This window comes from Streptomyces sp. NPDC031340 (genome assembly GCF_055569945.1).
Genome location: NZ_JBVIIE010000007.1, coordinates 135986 through 150733 on the forward strand (window position 1 = coordinate 135986; position 14748 = coordinate 150733).

At 72.7% G+C, this 14748-nt stretch carries 16 protein-coding genes; 6 read left to right on the forward strand and 10 right to left on the reverse strand.

The window, feature by feature from the left end; all coding sequences use genetic code 11:
* Positions 1-3: 3 nt before the first annotated feature.
* Positions 4-1482, reverse strand: coding sequence for an APC family permease (locus tag ACZ5GT_RS07155; protein ID WP_469015903.1), 1479 nt, complete (start codon positions 1480-1482; stop codon positions 4-6).
* 326 nt (positions 1483-1808) lie between these two features.
* Between ACZ5GT_RS07155 and ACZ5GT_RS07160 the strand changes: the two genes are divergently transcribed.
* Positions 1809-2309, forward strand: a complete 501-nt coding sequence (locus tag ACZ5GT_RS07160) for a DUF5709 domain-containing protein (RefSeq protein ID WP_469015909.1) — start codon at positions 1809-1811, stop codon at positions 2307-2309.
* Between the two features lie 40 nt (positions 2310-2349).
* Here ACZ5GT_RS07160 and sthA read toward each other — a convergent pair whose 3' ends face one another.
* Together sthA and ACZ5GT_RS07170 are read right to left on the reverse strand one after the other, a co-directional pair.
* A complete protein-coding gene (gene sthA, locus ACZ5GT_RS07165) occupies positions 2350-3753 on the reverse strand; it encodes a Si-specific NAD(P)(+) transhydrogenase (protein ID WP_469015915.1) in 1404 nt (467 codons plus the stop codon).
* A 136-nt stretch (positions 3754-3889) separates the two neighbouring features.
* Positions 3890-4096 carry a hypothetical protein gene (locus ACZ5GT_RS07170; protein WP_324788233.1) on the reverse strand — a complete coding sequence of 69 codons (207 nt, stop codon included), beginning with the start codon at positions 4094-4096 and terminating at the stop codon, positions 3890-3892.
* Positions 4097-4540: 444 nt separating this feature from the next.
* On the opposite strand from ACZ5GT_RS07170, the gene ACZ5GT_RS07175 reads away from it, so the two are divergent.
* The gene (locus ACZ5GT_RS07175; RefSeq protein WP_469015924.1) at positions 4541-5449 is read left to right on the forward strand and encodes a GNAT family N-acetyltransferase; all 909 of its coding nucleotides are present in this window, start codon (positions 4541-4543) and stop codon (positions 5447-5449) included.
* Positions 5450-5487: 38 nt separating this feature from the next.
* Here the strand turns inward: ACZ5GT_RS07175 and ACZ5GT_RS07180 are convergent, their stop codons facing one another.
* Together ACZ5GT_RS07180 and ACZ5GT_RS07185 are read right to left on the reverse strand one after the other, a co-directional pair.
* Positions 5488-6381 (reverse strand): Gfo/Idh/MocA family protein, encoded by an 894-nt coding sequence (locus ACZ5GT_RS07180; RefSeq protein ID WP_469015927.1) that lies wholly within the window; start codon positions 6379-6381, stop codon positions 5488-5490.
* A gap of 260 nt (positions 6382-6641) precedes the next feature.
* Positions 6642-6863, reverse strand: coding sequence for a hypothetical protein (locus ACZ5GT_RS07185; RefSeq protein ID WP_469015934.1), 222 nt, complete (start codon positions 6861-6863; stop codon positions 6642-6644).
* Between the two features lie 648 nt (positions 6864-7511).
* Here ACZ5GT_RS07185 and ACZ5GT_RS07190 point away from each other — a divergent pair.
* Together ACZ5GT_RS07190 and ACZ5GT_RS07195 are read left to right on the forward strand one after the other, a co-directional pair.
* The gene (locus tag ACZ5GT_RS07190) at positions 7512-8369 is read left to right on the forward strand and encodes an aldo/keto reductase (RefSeq protein WP_469015939.1); all 858 of its coding nucleotides are present in this window, start codon (positions 7512-7514) and stop codon (positions 8367-8369) included.
* An 85-nt stretch (positions 8370-8454) separates the two neighbouring features.
* Positions 8455-10224 (forward strand): ABC transporter ATP-binding protein, encoded by a 1770-nt coding sequence (locus ACZ5GT_RS07195; RefSeq protein WP_469015944.1) that lies wholly within the window; start codon positions 8455-8457, stop codon positions 10222-10224.
* 98 nt (positions 10225-10322) lie between these two features.
* On the opposite strand, the gene ACZ5GT_RS07200 is transcribed toward ACZ5GT_RS07195, so the two are convergent.
* Complete coding sequence (locus tag ACZ5GT_RS07200; RefSeq protein ID WP_469015947.1) at positions 10323-10676, reverse strand: hypothetical protein; 354 nt, start codon at positions 10674-10676, stop codon at positions 10323-10325.
* Positions 10677-10845: 169 nt separating this feature from the next.
* Here ACZ5GT_RS07200 and ACZ5GT_RS07205 point away from each other — a divergent pair, with 169 nt between their 5' ends.
* Positions 10846-11085 carry a DUF5133 domain-containing protein gene (locus ACZ5GT_RS07205; RefSeq protein ID WP_469015952.1) on the forward strand — a complete coding sequence of 80 codons (240 nt, stop codon included), beginning with the start codon at positions 10846-10848 and terminating at the stop codon, positions 11083-11085.
* A 454-nt stretch (positions 11086-11539) separates the two neighbouring features.
* Positions 11540-11758, forward strand: coding sequence for a hypothetical protein (locus tag ACZ5GT_RS07210; protein WP_469015959.1), 219 nt, complete (start codon positions 11540-11542; stop codon positions 11756-11758).
* Between the two features lie 7 nt (positions 11759-11765).
* On the opposite strand, the gene tgmB is transcribed toward ACZ5GT_RS07210, so the two are convergent.
* The 4 genes from tgmB to ACZ5GT_RS07230 form a co-directional block, all read right to left on the reverse strand.
* Positions 11766-12749 carry an ATP-grasp ribosomal peptide maturase gene (gene tgmB, locus ACZ5GT_RS07215; protein WP_469015963.1) on the reverse strand — a complete coding sequence of 328 codons (984 nt, stop codon included), beginning with the start codon at positions 12747-12749 and terminating at the stop codon, positions 11766-11768.
* Positions 12750-12766: 17 nt separating this feature from the next.
* Positions 12767-12958, reverse strand: coding sequence for a putative ATP-grasp-modified RiPP (tgmA, locus tag ACZ5GT_RS07220; RefSeq protein WP_324788242.1), 192 nt, complete (start codon positions 12956-12958; stop codon positions 12767-12769).
* 133 nt (positions 12959-13091) lie between these two features.
* Positions 13092-13367, reverse strand: a complete 276-nt coding sequence (locus tag ACZ5GT_RS07225; protein ID WP_469015967.1) for a YkvA family protein — start codon at positions 13365-13367, stop codon at positions 13092-13094.
* 140 nt (positions 13368-13507) lie between these two features.
* On the reverse strand, positions 13508-14671 hold the full coding sequence (locus ACZ5GT_RS07230; protein ID WP_469015970.1) for a hypothetical protein: 1164 nt from the start codon (positions 14669-14671) through the stop codon (positions 13508-13510).
* Positions 14672-14748 lie beyond the last annotated feature (77 nt).

Consider the following 14748-nt stretch of genomic DNA (forward strand, 5'->3'; position numbering starts at 1 on the left):
CCCTCAGAAGTCGGTGGGGAGACCTTCGTGGGCCCGGGTGCCCGCGGGCGCCGCGTAGGCGTCGGGGACGACGTAGTCCGCTTCCACGGTGCGGGAGGCGTCCAGGCGGGCGGGCCGGTAGTAGTCGCTGCCGCGGCGCCAGTACCACAGCATCGGCACCAGGCCGACGGCGAGCCCGCCGATGCCGATCGTGATGGCCGCGGTGCTCAGCTCGCCCAGCGACTCGACGAAGACCCAGAACATGAACCCGGCGCCGAACAGCGGCCACAGTCCGCCCAGCAGGAAGTTGGCCGGGGACTTCAGCAGCATCTTGCGGTACGCGACGACCACCGCGAGGCCGGCCAGTCCGTAGTACACGGCGATCTGCAGGCCGATCGCCGAGATGGCGTCGGAGAGGATGTCGCCCACCGTGCCCAGGGCGTTGGAGGCCACCAGCATCACCATGGCCACCGCGCCGACCACCGTGATGGCCACCCAGGGGGTGTTCCAGGTGCGGTGCACCTTGCCCAGCGCGGACGGCATCGTGCGGTCGCGGCCCATCGCGAACAGGGAACGCGTGACCTGGATCAGCGTGGTCTCCAGGGTGGCGATGGTGGACAGCATCACCGACACCAGCAGCAGCTTGCCGCCCCAGCCCGGCCAGATCTCCTCGCCGAGCACCGCCAGCACGTTGGCGTCGTTCTCCTCGATCTGCCGGGAGCTGAGGATGACGTTCACCGCGATGGTGAACACCTCGAAGAGCAGGAAGACGACGCCCACCCCGATCAGTCCCGCGAGGCCCGTCGTACGGCGGCTGTTGCGGGTCTCCTCGCTCAGGTTGCTGGTGACGTCCCAGCCCCAGTAGTAGAAGGCGGCGATGAGGGCGCCCGAGGCGAAGCCGGACATTCCGTCGAAGTGGGAGAAGCCCAGCCACGACCAGTCGAAGGCCCGTGCGTTGTCCGTGTGGACGAGGGCGAGCACCGCGAACAGGCCCAGGATGGCGAGCTCGACGCCGGACATGATCAGCTGCGCGCGGGCGGTGAGCCGGGCGCCGCCGAGCACCACCAGCAGCATGACCAGGAACCAGCCCGCGCCGACCGCCGTCGCCAGCGCGGTGTTCCCGGCGAGATCGTCGTCGAACAGGGCCAGGGTCATCGAACCGGCGGGCAGCGAACCGGCCACCATGAAGATGGTGGTCGAGATGACCAGCGCCCAGCCGCTGATGAAGCCCAGGAACGGGTGGAGCGTGCGCCCCACCCACGAGTAGCTGGCGCCCGCGTTCACGTCGATGCGGCCGAGGTAGCTGAAGGCCAGCGCGATGCCCAGCATGGGTATCGCGCAGTACAGCAGCGCCGCCGGGCTGGCCAGCCCCACCGCGCCGACGAGGACCGCGGTGGTCGCGGTCAGCGAGTACGCCGGGGCGCTGCCCGCGACGGCCATCACCACGGTGTCGAACGTGCCGAGGGCGTTGGCCTGGAGCCCTCTGCCCCTGTTGTTGCTCATCGTTTGCGCTGCTTTCCGTCGTGCACGTCGCGAGGACGACCTGACCCCGACGTCGTCGGTGGGGTGGGGGTGGTGCTGCACTCCTGACCGGTGAGGGGTTCACCTCGGGCCAGAAGCGGCCAAATGGCGTGGTGGATCCCGCCCGGTCGGTGCGTCGCCGGGCGATCACAGCGTGTGTGCGAGTGATGATAGCCCTCCTCGTCACTCTGGCAACGCCCACCTCCTGGGTCACGTGGGGACCGGTGGGGTTGGACGGCGCGCATCGGGAAACGCGGATCGGGACACCCGACGGATCCGATCAGGCGCAGTGCGCGAAGGAGACCACCATGAGCAGCGAGGAGACCGCCCCCGCGCCGATGGGCGACGACGCCTACCAGCCGACCGGGACCAACGAGGAGCAGGCGGACGCCGCTCCGCTCGACCTGCAGGACGCCGTCGGCGAACGGACCTACGACGACACCCTCGACGAGGGCTGGTCGCCGCCCGAGAGGCCGCTCGGCGTCACCAAGTACGGCACCACGGCGGCGGAGCAGCACGAGGGCGAGAGCCTGGACCAGCGGCTCGCCCAGGAGGTGCCGGACGCCGGGGTGCCCGCCGGGGACGAGGTCGGGGACCTGCCCGGGGGCGAGGGGGAGCCGACCGACCCCGAGGCGGGCGGCGACCGCGCCGGACGCCTGGTCGCGCCGGACGAGGGGGCCCACGCGGACACCACGAAGGAGGAGGTCGCCTTCGACGTGGGCGTCGACGGCGGAGCCGCCGGCGCGGAGGAGGCCGCCGTCCACGTCGTCGACGACACGGCGCTGCCCGGTGCCGAGCGGGACCGCTGACACCGGGTTCCCGGTCCCTTGCCTCAGTCCGTCCGGTACCTCAGTCCCCGAGGCGGTCGATGTGCCGCAGCTTGTTCGTGGCGTCCAGGGCGGCGACCTTGTAGGACTCCGCCAGCGTCGGGTAGTTGAAGACCGCGTCGACCAGGTAGTCGACGGTGCCGCCGCAGCCCATCACGGACTGCCCGATGTGGATCAGCTCGGTGGCCCCGGCGCCGAAGCAGTGCACGCCGAGCAGGGTGCGGTCCTCGGGTGAGACGAGCAGTTTCAGCATGCCGTGCGAGTCGCCGATGATCTGCCCGCGGGCCAGTTCCCGGTAGCGGGAGACGCCCACCTCGAACGGCACCCGGTCCTCGGTGAGCCGGTCCTCGGTCCGGCCGACGAAGCTGATCTCCGGGATGGTGTAGATGCCGATCGGCTGGAGCTGGTGCATCCGCCCGGCCGGTTCCCCGCACGCGTGGTGTGCCGCGGCCCGGCCCTGTTCCATCGCGGTCGCGGCCAGCGCGGGGAAGCCGATGACGTCGCCGACGGCGTAGATGTGCGGGACGGCGGTGCGGTAGTGCTCGTCGACCGCGATCCGGCCGCGCGCGTCCGCCGTCAGGCCCGCCTTCCCGAGGTCGAGCTCGTCGGTCAGGCCCTGCCGGCCGGCCGAGTACATCACCGTGTCGGCCGGGATCTTCTTGCCGCTCTCCAGGACGGTGAGGGTGCCCCGCGGATGGCGTTCCACCGCGGCGACGGTCTCTCCGAAGCGGAACGTCACCGCCAGATCCCTGAGGTGGTACTTGAGCGACTCGACGATCTCGAGGTCGCACATGTCGAGCATGCCCGCGCGCTTCTCCACCACCGTCACCTTGCTGCCGAGCGCGGCGAACATGGAGGCGTACTCCATGCCGATGACGCCGGCGCCGACGATGACCATGGAGCGCGGCACGTGCTCGAGGGTGAGGACGTTGTCGGAGTCCATGATCGTGCGCCCGTCGAACTCCACGCTGTCGGGGCGGGCCGGCCGGGTGCCGGTGGCGATGACGATGTGCTCGGCGCTGAGCAGCCGTTCGTCGCCGTTCACCTCGCGCAGCGCCACGGTGTGCGGGTCGGCGAAGCGGCCGGTGCCGGCGAAGAGGGCGACGTGGTTGCGGGAGAGCTGGCTGCGGATGACGTCGACCTCGCGGCCGACCACGTGCTGGGTGCGCGCGATCAGGTCGGCGACGGTGATGTCCTCCTTGAGCCGGTAGCTCTGCCCGTACAGATCCCGCTGGGTGAGGCCGGTGAGGTAGAGCACCGCCTCGCGCAGCGTCTTGGAGGGGATGGTGCCGGTGTGGATGGAGACCCCGCCGACCATGTCGGGGCGGTCTACGACGGCGACCCGGCGGCCGAGCTTGGCCGCGGCGATGGCGGCCTTCTGGCCACCCGGGCCGGATCCTATGACGAGCATGTCGAAGTCGGGCACCTCAGGAGTCTGGCAGCCCTCAGGCACCCTCCGGAAGGGCGGACCGGCACGAACCGGCGCCGGGCACCGCGCCGCGTCGCGCCCGTGGGCCCCGCGCTTCTCGCGCCGGACCTGCGGGCGGGTGGGCGGACGCTGGTTACGGCAGCAGTTTGTCGAGGGCGGCGGGGCCCTCCGCGTCCAGCTTGCGCTGGGCCCATGCGAGGTTGCGCGGGTTGAGGTCCCTGCCTGCGGCAAGGACGACGTCCTCAGCCGACACATCCGTGCCGGTGCGGGCGTGAAGCAGGTCGTCCGGGGTGACGCCGTCCTCGGACGGCCCGGACGCTTCGGGCTGTGACGTCGACATGATCTCTGCTCCTCGAGTCCGGATCATTTCTTCGGGCCCGGTGCGGTCATCGGGTCCGCTACCACCATTGAACCCCCTTTGCCCACCCTGCATCCGGTACGGGCGTCGCTCAAGAGGCCCGGCGGACCCGAGGGACGCCGCGTGACGACTCGGGGCCGCACGGCTGGGCCGAGCGGCACGCCCCCCGGGACCACCGCACGATGCGCCCGGCGGACGCCCGTGCGCGGTACGTCCCGAACGCGGCCGGAGAGCGCCGCACGCGCGGAAAACCACTGGACGCCGGGGAGCGCGCTCCGTATCGTCGGACGCCACGCCCAGGACCGGACGAAAGGAGGCGAGTGCCATGCAGTCCCACCGCACCCAGCGCTCTCCCGCCGCCGTCCCGGCGTGCATGGCCTGACCCGGCCGGGAGCGCTCCACGCAGCACGCATCCCGGAGGATCCCGTGACCGGACTGGTCATCCGTACGCTCGACGAGAACGACGCCCCTGTCTTCGACACCCTGCCGGACCCGCTCGGCGCCCGCGAGGTGCACCGCCTGACACGTCACCGCCCCGACTGGAAGCGCGTCGCCCTGCGCGACGGCACCGTCGTCGCTCGCGCCGCCTGGTGGGGCGGCCCCGAGGACACGCGGCCGGTCAACATCAACTGGTTCGACGTCGCCGAGGGCGAGGAGGAGGCGGGGGCACGGCTCCTGCGCACCGCGCCCTGGCACGTCGACGACCTGGAACTGACGTTGCCCGCCCACTGGCGGGACACACCGGCCCTGCGGGCCGCCGCCGAGACACGCTTCAGGGCCGCACGCGCGGCCGGCTACGAGCTGCTGGTCGAGCGCTTCCTGTACCGCTGGACGCCGGAGTGCGGGCTGCCCGAGCGGCCGGGGCGGCTGCGGTTCGCGGCCGAGCCGGACGACGCGGTCTTCCTCGACGCGCTGCGCCGCATCCACTCGGCCACCCTCGACGCCCACGCGCTCAGGGCCGTCGCGCTCGGCGGCGTGGACCGGGCGGCGCGGGAGGAGCTCGACTTCTTCCACTGGTGCCCGTCACCCCGGAGCTGGTGGCAGGTGGCGCGCACCCCGCAGGGAGACCCGGTCGGCATCCACATCCCCGCCCACAACCCCTCGGGACCCTGCGTCGGCTTCATCGGGGTCCTGCCGGAACAGCGCGGGCACGGCTACGCCTACGACCTTCTCGTGGAGTGCCTCCGCTTCCTGGTGGAACAGGGCGCCGAGTTCGTCGCCGCGGCCACGGACCGGGCGAACGCCCCCATGGCCGCCCACTTCGCCAGGGCGGGCTTTCCCGTCGTGCGGGAACGCGTCAACTTCCATCCCGGCGAAGCGGCCTCCGCCGGGTGAGGGCCGCCGTTCGGTGACCCGTTCGGTGCGGGGCGCGGTCAGTCCTGCCGGGCCGACCGCCGCAGCACGTCCTCGGCCTCGGTGAGGATCTCCGTGACCCGCAGCCCGAACGCGGCGTCGCAAGGGTGCGGCCGCCCCGTGCGGGCGGCCGCACACAGCGCGTCCGCGGCCCGGGTCAGCGACTCGACCACCGAGTGCGGGCTGCGGGGCAGCAGCGTCACCCCCGACTCACCGCGCAGTTCGACTGCGGACCCCGCCGCCGCGGGCGGCGCCGTGAGGCTCAGCGTCAGCGTGCTCGACGCGCCCGAGGCGTGCTCCAGCACCACATGGACGGTGTCCCCGGGGCCGGGCGCCGCGGCCGGCACCCGCCGTACGTCGCCGAGCACCGGCAGGACGACGGACAGCGCGTGCGGGCCGACGTCCCACAGCGCGCCCTTCTCCCGCCGCCACGGCGAGGCCGCGAACGGGCTGTCGGTCGTGAAGACCGCGCCCAGCCACTGCGCCCGCGCGGTGAACCAGCCGCCGCGCTCGGCCTGTTCGGCGATCCACGCCTCCGGCTCCGGCTGGAAGCGGGTGGTGAAGAAGACGACCGAGGCGGTGCCGGCCTCCCGCACGGCCTCGACGACCGCCCGGCCCTGATCGACCGTCGTCGCCAGCGGCTTGTCCAGCAGCAGGTGGCAGCCGGCGCGGGCGGCCCGGACGGCCAGCTCCGCCTGGACGGCCGGGGGCAGCGCGACGGCCACCGCGTCCACGTCGGCGAGCAGGGCGTCCACGTCGTCGTAGGCGCGGGTGCCGTGACGGTCGGCCAACTCCTTCGCGGCCTGCGGACGACGACCCCACACGCCGACGAACTCCAGTTCCGGGTGCGCGGTCAGAGCGGGTGCGTGCGCCGTCTTCGCCCAGGGGCCGGTGCCGAGCAGTCCGATCCGCATGCCGTCGCCTCTCCACGTCGTGAGGTCTTCACGTCTTCACATCGCCAAGTCGCCGTGTCCCACCGTCGAGCTTCGCACACGCGTCCCTCCTGTGGGCAGCCCGCGATCCGGATGCGGCGTCGCGGGGCGAAACGGCCGTGAGACGAGAAGAAGGCCGCCCCGGTCCGGCAGGACCGGGGCGGCCGTGTGTCCGGGACCGCGCCCGCGGTGACCGGCACGGCCGCCCGCGCCCACTGGCGGGGCCGGCCGTGGCGGCCCGTTCAGGCCGCCCGGCGGTCCGCGGTGGCGGACTCGCCGGCGAACGGCGCGACGTCGGCGCCGGCGTGGGCCGAGTCACGGCTCGAGACCAGACGCAGATGCCTGCGCCCCCCGGCATGTCGGCGGCGGGCCGGTGCCGGGTCGACCAGGCGGTCCTCCAGACGGTCCATCAGCACGAGCATCCCGCACAGCGAGGGCAACAGCAGTACAGCGACGAATATCACGACGACAACCCCTTGGACCGGTGACGCAGTCCGGGTGCTCGCATGCGCGCGGCTCATGAGCAGTCCACCTGTGAAGAATTGGTGATGATTTCGCGTAGATGTATTCGTCACGCTTGCTTCCAGTGCCTTGCTGACGGGCAACAACCGCTCGCTGCACGCGACTTGGGGTTCGTGCCGCACTGCAGGACGGCACCGGTCCCCGGCCGGCCCGGATCGGTACGGGCGCCGGCGGCCACGAAGCGGACTTCCGTGGCTATCCCGACGCCAGGCCGTACTGCCTCCCGCCGCCTGGCGCGCCGTGCCCGGCACCCCCGCATATCAGGCGCCCCGGCGCCCCGGCGCCCCGGCGCCCCGGCATCCCGGGGGCCCGACACCGCGACGACCAGCCGACTGCGTCCCGGTCGCGGGCCCGCCACGGGCCGGCGGCGACCGGTCCGGACCGGCGCGCCGCCCCCGATTCCGGCCCGCTTCGAAGCGCGGGCCGGCTCCCATTCAGTGCCCCGGCTGCTGAATGCGTTCTCTTTCCTCTATTGGACCTTGGACCGTCGGGCGGGTGAGGCTGGAAGGCGTGCTCCGGCGCGCCGCGGTCGAACCCCGGCCTGCCGGACGCCCATCGGTCCCGCGACAGTCTGAAGAGGTCACGAGCTCATGCACAACCGCCGCATCGGTGACGTCGAGGTCAGCGCGATCGGCCTGGGCGCGATGCCCATGTCGATCGAGGGACGGCCGGACGAGGCGCGTTCCCTCGCCACGCTGCACGCCGCCCTCGACGCCGGCGTGACGCTGATCGACACCGCGGACGCCTATCACCGGGACGCCCACGAGGTCGGTCACAACGAGACCCTGATCGCCAAGGCCCTCGCCTCCCACGAGCGGGGCAAGGATGTCCTGGTCGCCACCAAGGGCGGCCATCTGCGCCCCGGTGACGGCAGTTGGACCCTCGACGGCAGCCCCCGCCACCTCAAGGAGGCCTGCGAGGCGTCCCTGCGCCGGCTCGGCGTCGAGGCGATCGGGCTGTACCAGTTCCACCGCCCCGACCCGGGCGTGCCGTACGCCGAATCCGTCGGCGCGCTGCGCGACCTGCTGGACGAGGGCAAGATCCGCATGGCGGGCATCTCCAACGCCGACCCCGGCCAGATCCGGCAGGCCCGCGAGATCCTCGGCGGCCGGCTGGTGTCCGTGCAGAACCAGTTCTCCCCGGCCTTCCGCTCCAGCGAGCCGGAACTGCGGCTGTGCGACGAGCTCGGCATCGCGTTCCTGCCCTGGAGCCCGCTCGGCGGCATCTCCCGGGCCCGTGAACTGGGTTCCGCCTACGCGCCGTTCGCCCGGGTCGCCGAGGCCCACGGGGTGAGCCCGCAGCGGGTGTGCCTGGCCTGGATGCTCGCCAAGTCGCCGGTCGTCGTCCCGATCCCCGGAGCGAGCCGCCCGGAGACGATCCGCGACTCCGTCGCCGCCGCAGGCCTCGTCCTGAGCGCCGGGGAAATCGCCGAACTCGACGCCGTCTGACGCTGCCTCACGCACGCAGGTGTACTTCCCGGACACATGGGGAGAGAGCGCTTGCTGCCACAGGTCACCGGGGAGGAAAACGCCGATGGCATCGCCTTTGGAAAGACCGCTCGACCACCGCTACCGGGACGAACACCCGCTCCGCACACTCGCCTACCTGCTGCGCGCCGACCGTCGCCGCCTCGTCGCGGCGGTCGGCGTCTTCACCGTCAAGCACAGCCCCGTCTGGCTGCTGCCGCTGATCACCGCGTCCATCGTCGACACCGTCGTGCAGCACCAGCCGATCAGCAGGCTCTGGCTCAGCACCGGCGTCATCATGTTCATCCTGCTGGTCAACTACCCCCTGCACCTGCTGTACGTGCGGCTGCTGTACGGCAGCGTGCGGCGGATGGGAACCGCCCTGCGCTCGGCGCTGTGCACCCGGATGCAGCAGCTCTCGATCGGCTACCACTCGCGGGTCAGCGCCGGCGTCCTGCAGGCCAAGGTGGTCCGCGACGTCGAGACGGTCGAGCAGATGGTGCAGCAGACCGCGGAGACCGGGCTCGGCGCGATCACCGTGCTCGTCGGCGGACTGGTCATCATCGGGGTGCGCACGCCTGAGTTCCTCCCGGTCTTCCTCGTCGTGGTGCCCGCCGCCGCGCTCGTCGTGGCCCGCCTCAGGGCCCGGCTGCGCACCCACAACGAGCACTTCCGCCACGAGGTCGAGACCCTGTCCTCGCGGGTGACCGAGATGACCCGGCTCATCCCGGTCACCCGCGCCCACGGCCTGGAGGGCAAGGCGCTGCGCCGCATGGACGGCACCCTGCACCGGCTGCTGACCTCCGGCATGCGCCTCGACCTCGTCAACGGCCGCTTCGGCTCGCTGGCCTGGGTGGTCCTCAACGTGGTCGGCGTCATGGTCCTGGCCGGCGCGGCACTGGTGTCGTACTACGGCGTCTGGGGCGTCACGGCCGGCGACGTCGTCATGCTCAGCGCCTTCCTGACCACGCTCACCAACTCGACGACGACGCTGGCCGGTCTGGCCCCGGTCGTCACCAAGGGCCTGGAGTCGGTCCGTTCCGTGGGCGAGGTGCTGCAGGCGCCGGAACTCGAGGAGAACGAGGGCAAGGCGGAGCTCACCTCGCTGCGCGGCGCCGTCACCTTCGACGGCGTCGGCCACGCCTACGGCGACGACGGACGCTACGCGGTACGGGACTTCAGCCTCTCCGTCGCTCCCGGCGAGACCATCGCGCTGGTCGGCGCGTCCGGCGCGGGCAAGTCCACGGTGCTCAACCTCGTCATCGGGTTCATCCGTCCGACCTCGGGCCGGCTGCTGCTGGACGGCACCGACATGACGACCCTCGACCTGCGCACCTACCGCAGGTTCGTCTCGGTGGTGCCGCAGGAGTCGATCCTCTTCGACGGCACGATCCGCGAGAACGTCGCCTACGGCATGGACGACGCCGACGAGGAGGAGGTGCGCGCCGCGCTGCGCGACGCCAACGCGCTGGAGTTCGTCGACCGGCTCCCGCAGGGCCTCGACACCCTCGTCGGGGAGCGCGGCGCCCGCCTGTCCGGCGGTCAGCGCCAGCGCCTGGCCATCGCCCGCGCGCTGATCAGGGACCCCAAGGTGCTGATCCTGGACGAGGCGACCTCGGCACTGGACACCCGTTCCGAGGCGCTCGTGCAGCAGGCGCTGGCCCGGCTGCTGCACGGGCGGACCACCTTCGTGGTGGCGCACCGGCTGTCCACGGTGCGCGGCGCGGACCGGATCGTGGTGATGGACGACGGCCGGATCCTGGAGACCGGCACGCACGAGGAACTCCTGCGCCGCGGCGGCGCCTACACGGCCCTGCACGGCGGACAGGTCGCCTGACGGCCTCCGGCGCCCCCTGACCGGCCTCCGGCCGCCCCCGACGACCCCTGACGGGCGGACGGGCCGGGCAACGGGCGGCTGGGCGGCTGCGCGGCCGGTCAGGCGGCGCTGCTGCGTGGCACGCGGTGCCGGCACGTCGTGTCGTGGTCGGAACCGAGGCTCGTCCACCAGCGCTCGCAGCACGCGGCGTCCAGTTCCTCGCGGACGATCGCGTCGGCGCCGGGGCCGCCGGGGCCTCCCCGGCCGCCGGGCGGGACCGGCTCGGCGGCCGCCCGGCACAGGTCGGTGACCACCGACTCTCGGACGACGGCGATCACCGGGACGAGACTGGCGGCGGCGAACAGGAATCCGGCCCACAGCGGGCCGTGACGGAACTCGAGGAGCGTGGTCCAGACGAGTCCGCCGCTGGTGGCGAGGTAGAGGGCGCTGAGGAGGCGGCCTGAGCGGTTCATGGTCGGTCACCGTTCGTGCTCGGGGGATTGCTCTCTGCTCAACGCGCCAGAACGCCAGGGGAATCGGGTCGTAGGTGACATCGCGTCATTCGTGGCACGCGGTGCCGCCGGGACGCATGATCCGGCCGTGTCCGGGAACACGAGGCGCAGACCAAGAAAGGGGCGCCCCGTGCTCGTTCCGGACCCGAAGGCCGTCAGGACACTGCTCACCAGGTACGCCACGCTGCGCATCGCACAGGCGGAGCGGGAGAGCCCCGAGATCGCACGCGAGGTGCGCGCCGTCGGCGACCGACTGTGCGCGATCACCGGCGCCGCGGACCTGGACGAGGCGATCGCCAGGGCCGACGCCCTGCTGCTTGCCTCCCGGCGGACCAGCCGCGCGGACGGCGGGCTCTCGCTCGCCGTGTGAGGCACGGGCGACATCGGGCGCGCGCGGGCTCCCCGCCCTGCCCGAGTACGGCACCGCGCCCGCCGGGTCTCGCGTCGGCGTCGGGCCGGCGGACGGCTTGTGGCGTCCGTCACCCTGGTCGCCGCGGCCGTCGGCATCCCGGTCGCCTTCGTCCTGCCCCGCCAGGACCGGCTCCTCGGCCGGCTCGGTGACGGGCAGCCCGCGGAGCGGGCGGGCGCCGGGCAACTCGTAGTGTTCACGGGCGTCTTCACCCTGCTCCGGGCCACCGTCGCGGAGCTCGTGATCGTCCGGCCCGGCTCGACGGCCGGCGCCCGGCGGGCCCCGCGACCCGGCCGCGCTCCCGGGCGTACGTCACGTCCTCCCGCGGATTCCGCCCTCGGGTGTCGGTCGTGGCCCCTAGACTCGGCATTCGTGCCCATGTGCGTGGGCAGCACTACGAAAGGCGCGTTGACGGGTGTTCCAGGAGTCCCCCATCTACGACAGACTCGTCGCCGAGCGCGGCGACGTCCCCGCACAGACCCGCCGCGAGGCCGAACGGGTGAGCCGGGAGCTGGAGTACGTCATGCGGCCTCTGCAGTCCTCCGGTTCCTTCGCGCCGGCCGAGCGCCCGGCCGCCCCGGGAGCCGGCTGGCAGCGCACGGCTGCCCTGCTGCCCGGCTCGCTGCCGCACTGACCGGCGCTCAGCACACCGTCCGGCTCGAGTCGTCGCGACGGGGGCGCGGCGACGGACCGGGCCGCGAAAGCCACTCGGCGATGGTCCGGGCGATCGGCTGACCCGTCTCCACCTCGACGAAGCCGAACTGTCCCGACTGGTTGCACTCGAGGAACCACCAGGTGCCGTCGGCGTCCTCGGCGAAGTCGAAAGCGCCGTACGACAGCTGGGCCTCCCGGATGTAACGGCGGACCGCGTCGGCGATCCGGGGCGGTACGTCGGCCGCGCGCCACGGCACGTCGCCCGAGGCGAAGCGGACGTCGACCTCGTCGGGATCGGCGTCCTCGGCGACGGCCTTGCGGGCCGCCAGCATCCGCTCGCCCACCACGGTCAGGCGGACGTCGGCCCGCTTGGCGACCCGGCGCTGCAGCAGCGTGGGCCCGTAGGCGACCGCGGAGAAGTCCGTGTCCGGCGCGACCCGGCTGGTCGGCACCGCCCGCGGCGGGTCCTGCGGGTGCGCCCCGGAGACCGGTTTGACCACCAGGTCCGGGAAGCGTTCGGCGAAATCCCGCGCGGCCTGCGGGAACGTGGTGATCAACGTGGCCGGAACGGGCAGCCCGCAGCGCTGGGCGAGGCGCAGCTGCCACGGTTTGTGCCGGGCCCGGCGGGCCGCGTCGGGATGGTTCATCCAACGGGCCCCCGAGCCGCGGAGCACGCCGTAGAGGGCCTGGGAGGACTCCTCCGTCAGCCATGCGGACGGTGCGGCGGCCCGCGCGGCCGCCGCACCCGGTCTGCGGATCCACACGGACCGCACACCGTCGATGCTCACCAGGCGTCCCGCGGACTGCAGATGGCCGCGGAACGCCCCGTGCACGTACTCGGCCGACAGGGCCACGCCGTCGGTCAGGTCGGCGGGGTCGAGCCGGATCACCGGGACACCGGACGAGTTGAGGTGCACGACGACCATGTCGGCCGTCACGTCCTCTTCGGAGGTCAGGATCAGCACCGTCATCGTCGGTGGGTCCGCGTTCAGTCGTCGAAGTGAGTCTTGGAACCCGCTGTGGAGGTCGTGGTGCCCAGTTCCCTCAGCAGCGCGAGGTCGCGCGCGGCGACCCGGCCGTCGAAAAGCACGTTCAACTGCAGCCCGGAGTCGTAGACGTACGGGGTGGTGGCTTCCAACTCCACCGCTGGACGTGCGTAGTTGAGCGTGAACGGTTGCATCGTCTCTCCCTCGTCGGTGCTGCGCCGATCAGACGGTCCTCCTCATCGTGGCTCCGTCTGGTCCGCCGACTGCCTTGCCCTTCCAGTCACTTATACGAATCGAACTTGTGATTGGTTTCCTTACTCTGCGTAGTCAAAGGGACGATTCGTGACCATTCGCCCGGCCGACGCTGCCGCGCAGGGTGCGCAGCGCGAGCAGGAGGACGGCGATGTCATCCAGGTAGACCGGATCGGGCAGCAGGTCGGTCGGCAGCACGAAATAGAGCACGGCACCCCAGAAAACCCAACGTGGGCCGGTCGGCAGCCCCGCGCGCCGCAGGCTGCGCCGGGTCCGTACCAGCCGCACCAGAAGCACCACGGCGAACCCGAGCACGACGGCCGCCAGGACCGCCGCGACGGTGATCATCATTGTGGTGGATCTCACGGGACCGTCCTCCATTCGGCGTGCCGCACGGCGCGCCCACTTCACGGATTCCCGCATCCGGCGCGCATACGTCCCTGACCACCTGTGAGGATCCGGTCACGGTCCGGCCCCGCGCACCCCGCGGGCTACTCCTCCGCCGTCCTCGACGGGGCGTCACCGTCGTTCTCCTGCCCGCCGTCCGGCGTGTCCGACGCAGGACGCGGCACTCTGGCGGCGGTGACCTTCAGGCGCTCGAAGGTCCGGGTCAGCTGCCGCAACGGGGACCGGGCCGGCGCGGGGGACGGGTCCGGCCGCGCGGGGAGAGCGGCGGCCGACTCCCGGTAGACGGCCAGCGCCTCGTGGGCGCGTTCGGCGGCCTCCCGGTACAGGTCCCGGGACTTGGTCATGGCCTCCAGCGCCTCGGCGTACATGGCGACGAGCTTGCGCTGGTGGACGAGTTCCTCTTCCGGGGTGCGCAGGTGCCAGTCCTCCCGCAACGCCGTCAGGGCCTCCTCGCCGCCCGGGGGCAGCGGCGGGGGCAGCGCGGCGAACCGGGTCAGGGCGTCGACGAGTTCCGCGGGCCGCGAGCCGTCCAGGAAGACGGTGCGCACGGCGAAGTCCCCGGCGTCGAACCCGTCCGGGGCCGGGAACGGGGGCAGCAGGACGGCCCCGCCGCGCGGCACCTCGACGTGGAACTCGCGCAGGGCCCAGTTGACCACGCGCAGTTGCTCGGGCGCGGCGCGGTGCTCCAGCACGCGGTGGCGCAGGCTGGGCGGCAGCAGCGGGGCGAGCGGCCGCCGGCCGTGTTCGTCGGGGGTCATCGCCTCGTGCACGACGACGTCGATGCTCCAGCCCTCGCGCACCGAGGCGCGCAGCAGGCGCCGGATGTCCTTGTCGTCCGAGGGGAGGCGGTTGACCCCGCCCGGACGCAGGCCCGTCGCCGGGTCGTGGGCCCAGTCGGCGTCGGGGGCGTCGGGCCAGAACATGGTGGCGGGCGAGGGCCACTCCGGGTCCCACGGTGCTTCCGCCTCCGCCGCCAGCACCCATTCCTGACCGTCGGCCGTGTCGCGGGCGATCGTCAGCCGGGCCCGCACGGTCACCGTCCCGGCGGCCTTCCAGCGGGCCTCGAAGACGTGCTGCGAGGCGCTCTGGCCGTCGGGCAGTTCCAGGTGGTCGTCGATGACCTGGTGCTGTCCGCGCCGTCGCAGGGTGTCCCGGACGACGTCCGGCGCGTCGGGCCCGGGGTGGCGGCCGCGAGCCAGCCACACCGTGGGGGGAATCGGGGGGTGGGCGGTGGCGGAGGCGGGCATGGGTCCATCTCGGAGTGGGGGCACGTGCGTCCACCAGTATCGCCCTCGGCGTCGTCCGACGATCATCCGGGGGTGGG

What these genes read in the sequence shown, in the direction of transcription:
- ACZ5GT_RS07225 (WP_469015967.1), bottom strand. Translation starts at nt 13,367, where the DNA reads ATGATGATCACCGTCGCGGCGGTCCTGGCGGCCGTCGTGCTCGGGTTC.
- ACZ5GT_RS07155 (WP_469015903.1), bottom strand. Translation starts at nt 1,482, where the DNA reads ATGAGCAACAACAGGGGCAGAGGGCTCCAGGCCAACGCCCTCGGCACG.
- ACZ5GT_RS07170 (WP_324788233.1), bottom strand. Translation starts at nt 4,096, where the DNA reads ATGTCGACGTCACAGCCCGAAGCGTCCGGGCCGTCCGAGGACGGCGTC.
- ACZ5GT_RS07180 (WP_469015927.1), bottom strand. Translation starts at nt 6,381, where the DNA reads ATGCGGATCGGACTGCTCGGCACCGGCCCCTGGGCGAAGACGGCGCAC.
- ACZ5GT_RS07160 (WP_469015909.1), top strand. Translation starts at nt 1,809, where the DNA reads ATGAGCAGCGAGGAGACCGCCCCCGCGCCGATGGGCGACGACGCCTAC.
- tgmA (WP_324788242.1), bottom strand. Translation starts at nt 12,958, where the DNA reads ATGCAACCGTTCACGCTCAACTACGCACGTCCAGCGGTGGAGTTGGAA.
- ACZ5GT_RS07230 (WP_469015970.1), bottom strand. Translation starts at nt 14,671, where the DNA reads ATGCCCGCCTCCGCCACCGCCCACCCCCCGATTCCCCCCACGGTGTGG.
- ACZ5GT_RS07190 (WP_469015939.1), top strand. Translation starts at nt 7,512, where the DNA reads ATGCACAACCGCCGCATCGGTGACGTCGAGGTCAGCGCGATCGGCCTG.
- tgmB (WP_469015963.1), bottom strand. Translation starts at nt 12,749, where the DNA reads ATGACGGTGCTGATCCTGACCTCCGAAGAGGACGTGACGGCCGACATG.
- ACZ5GT_RS07200 (WP_469015947.1), bottom strand. Translation starts at nt 10,676, where the DNA reads ATGAACCGCTCAGGCCGCCTCCTCAGCGCCCTCTACCTCGCCACCAGC.
- ACZ5GT_RS07195 (WP_469015944.1), top strand. Translation starts at nt 8,455, where the DNA reads ATGGCATCGCCTTTGGAAAGACCGCTCGACCACCGCTACCGGGACGAA.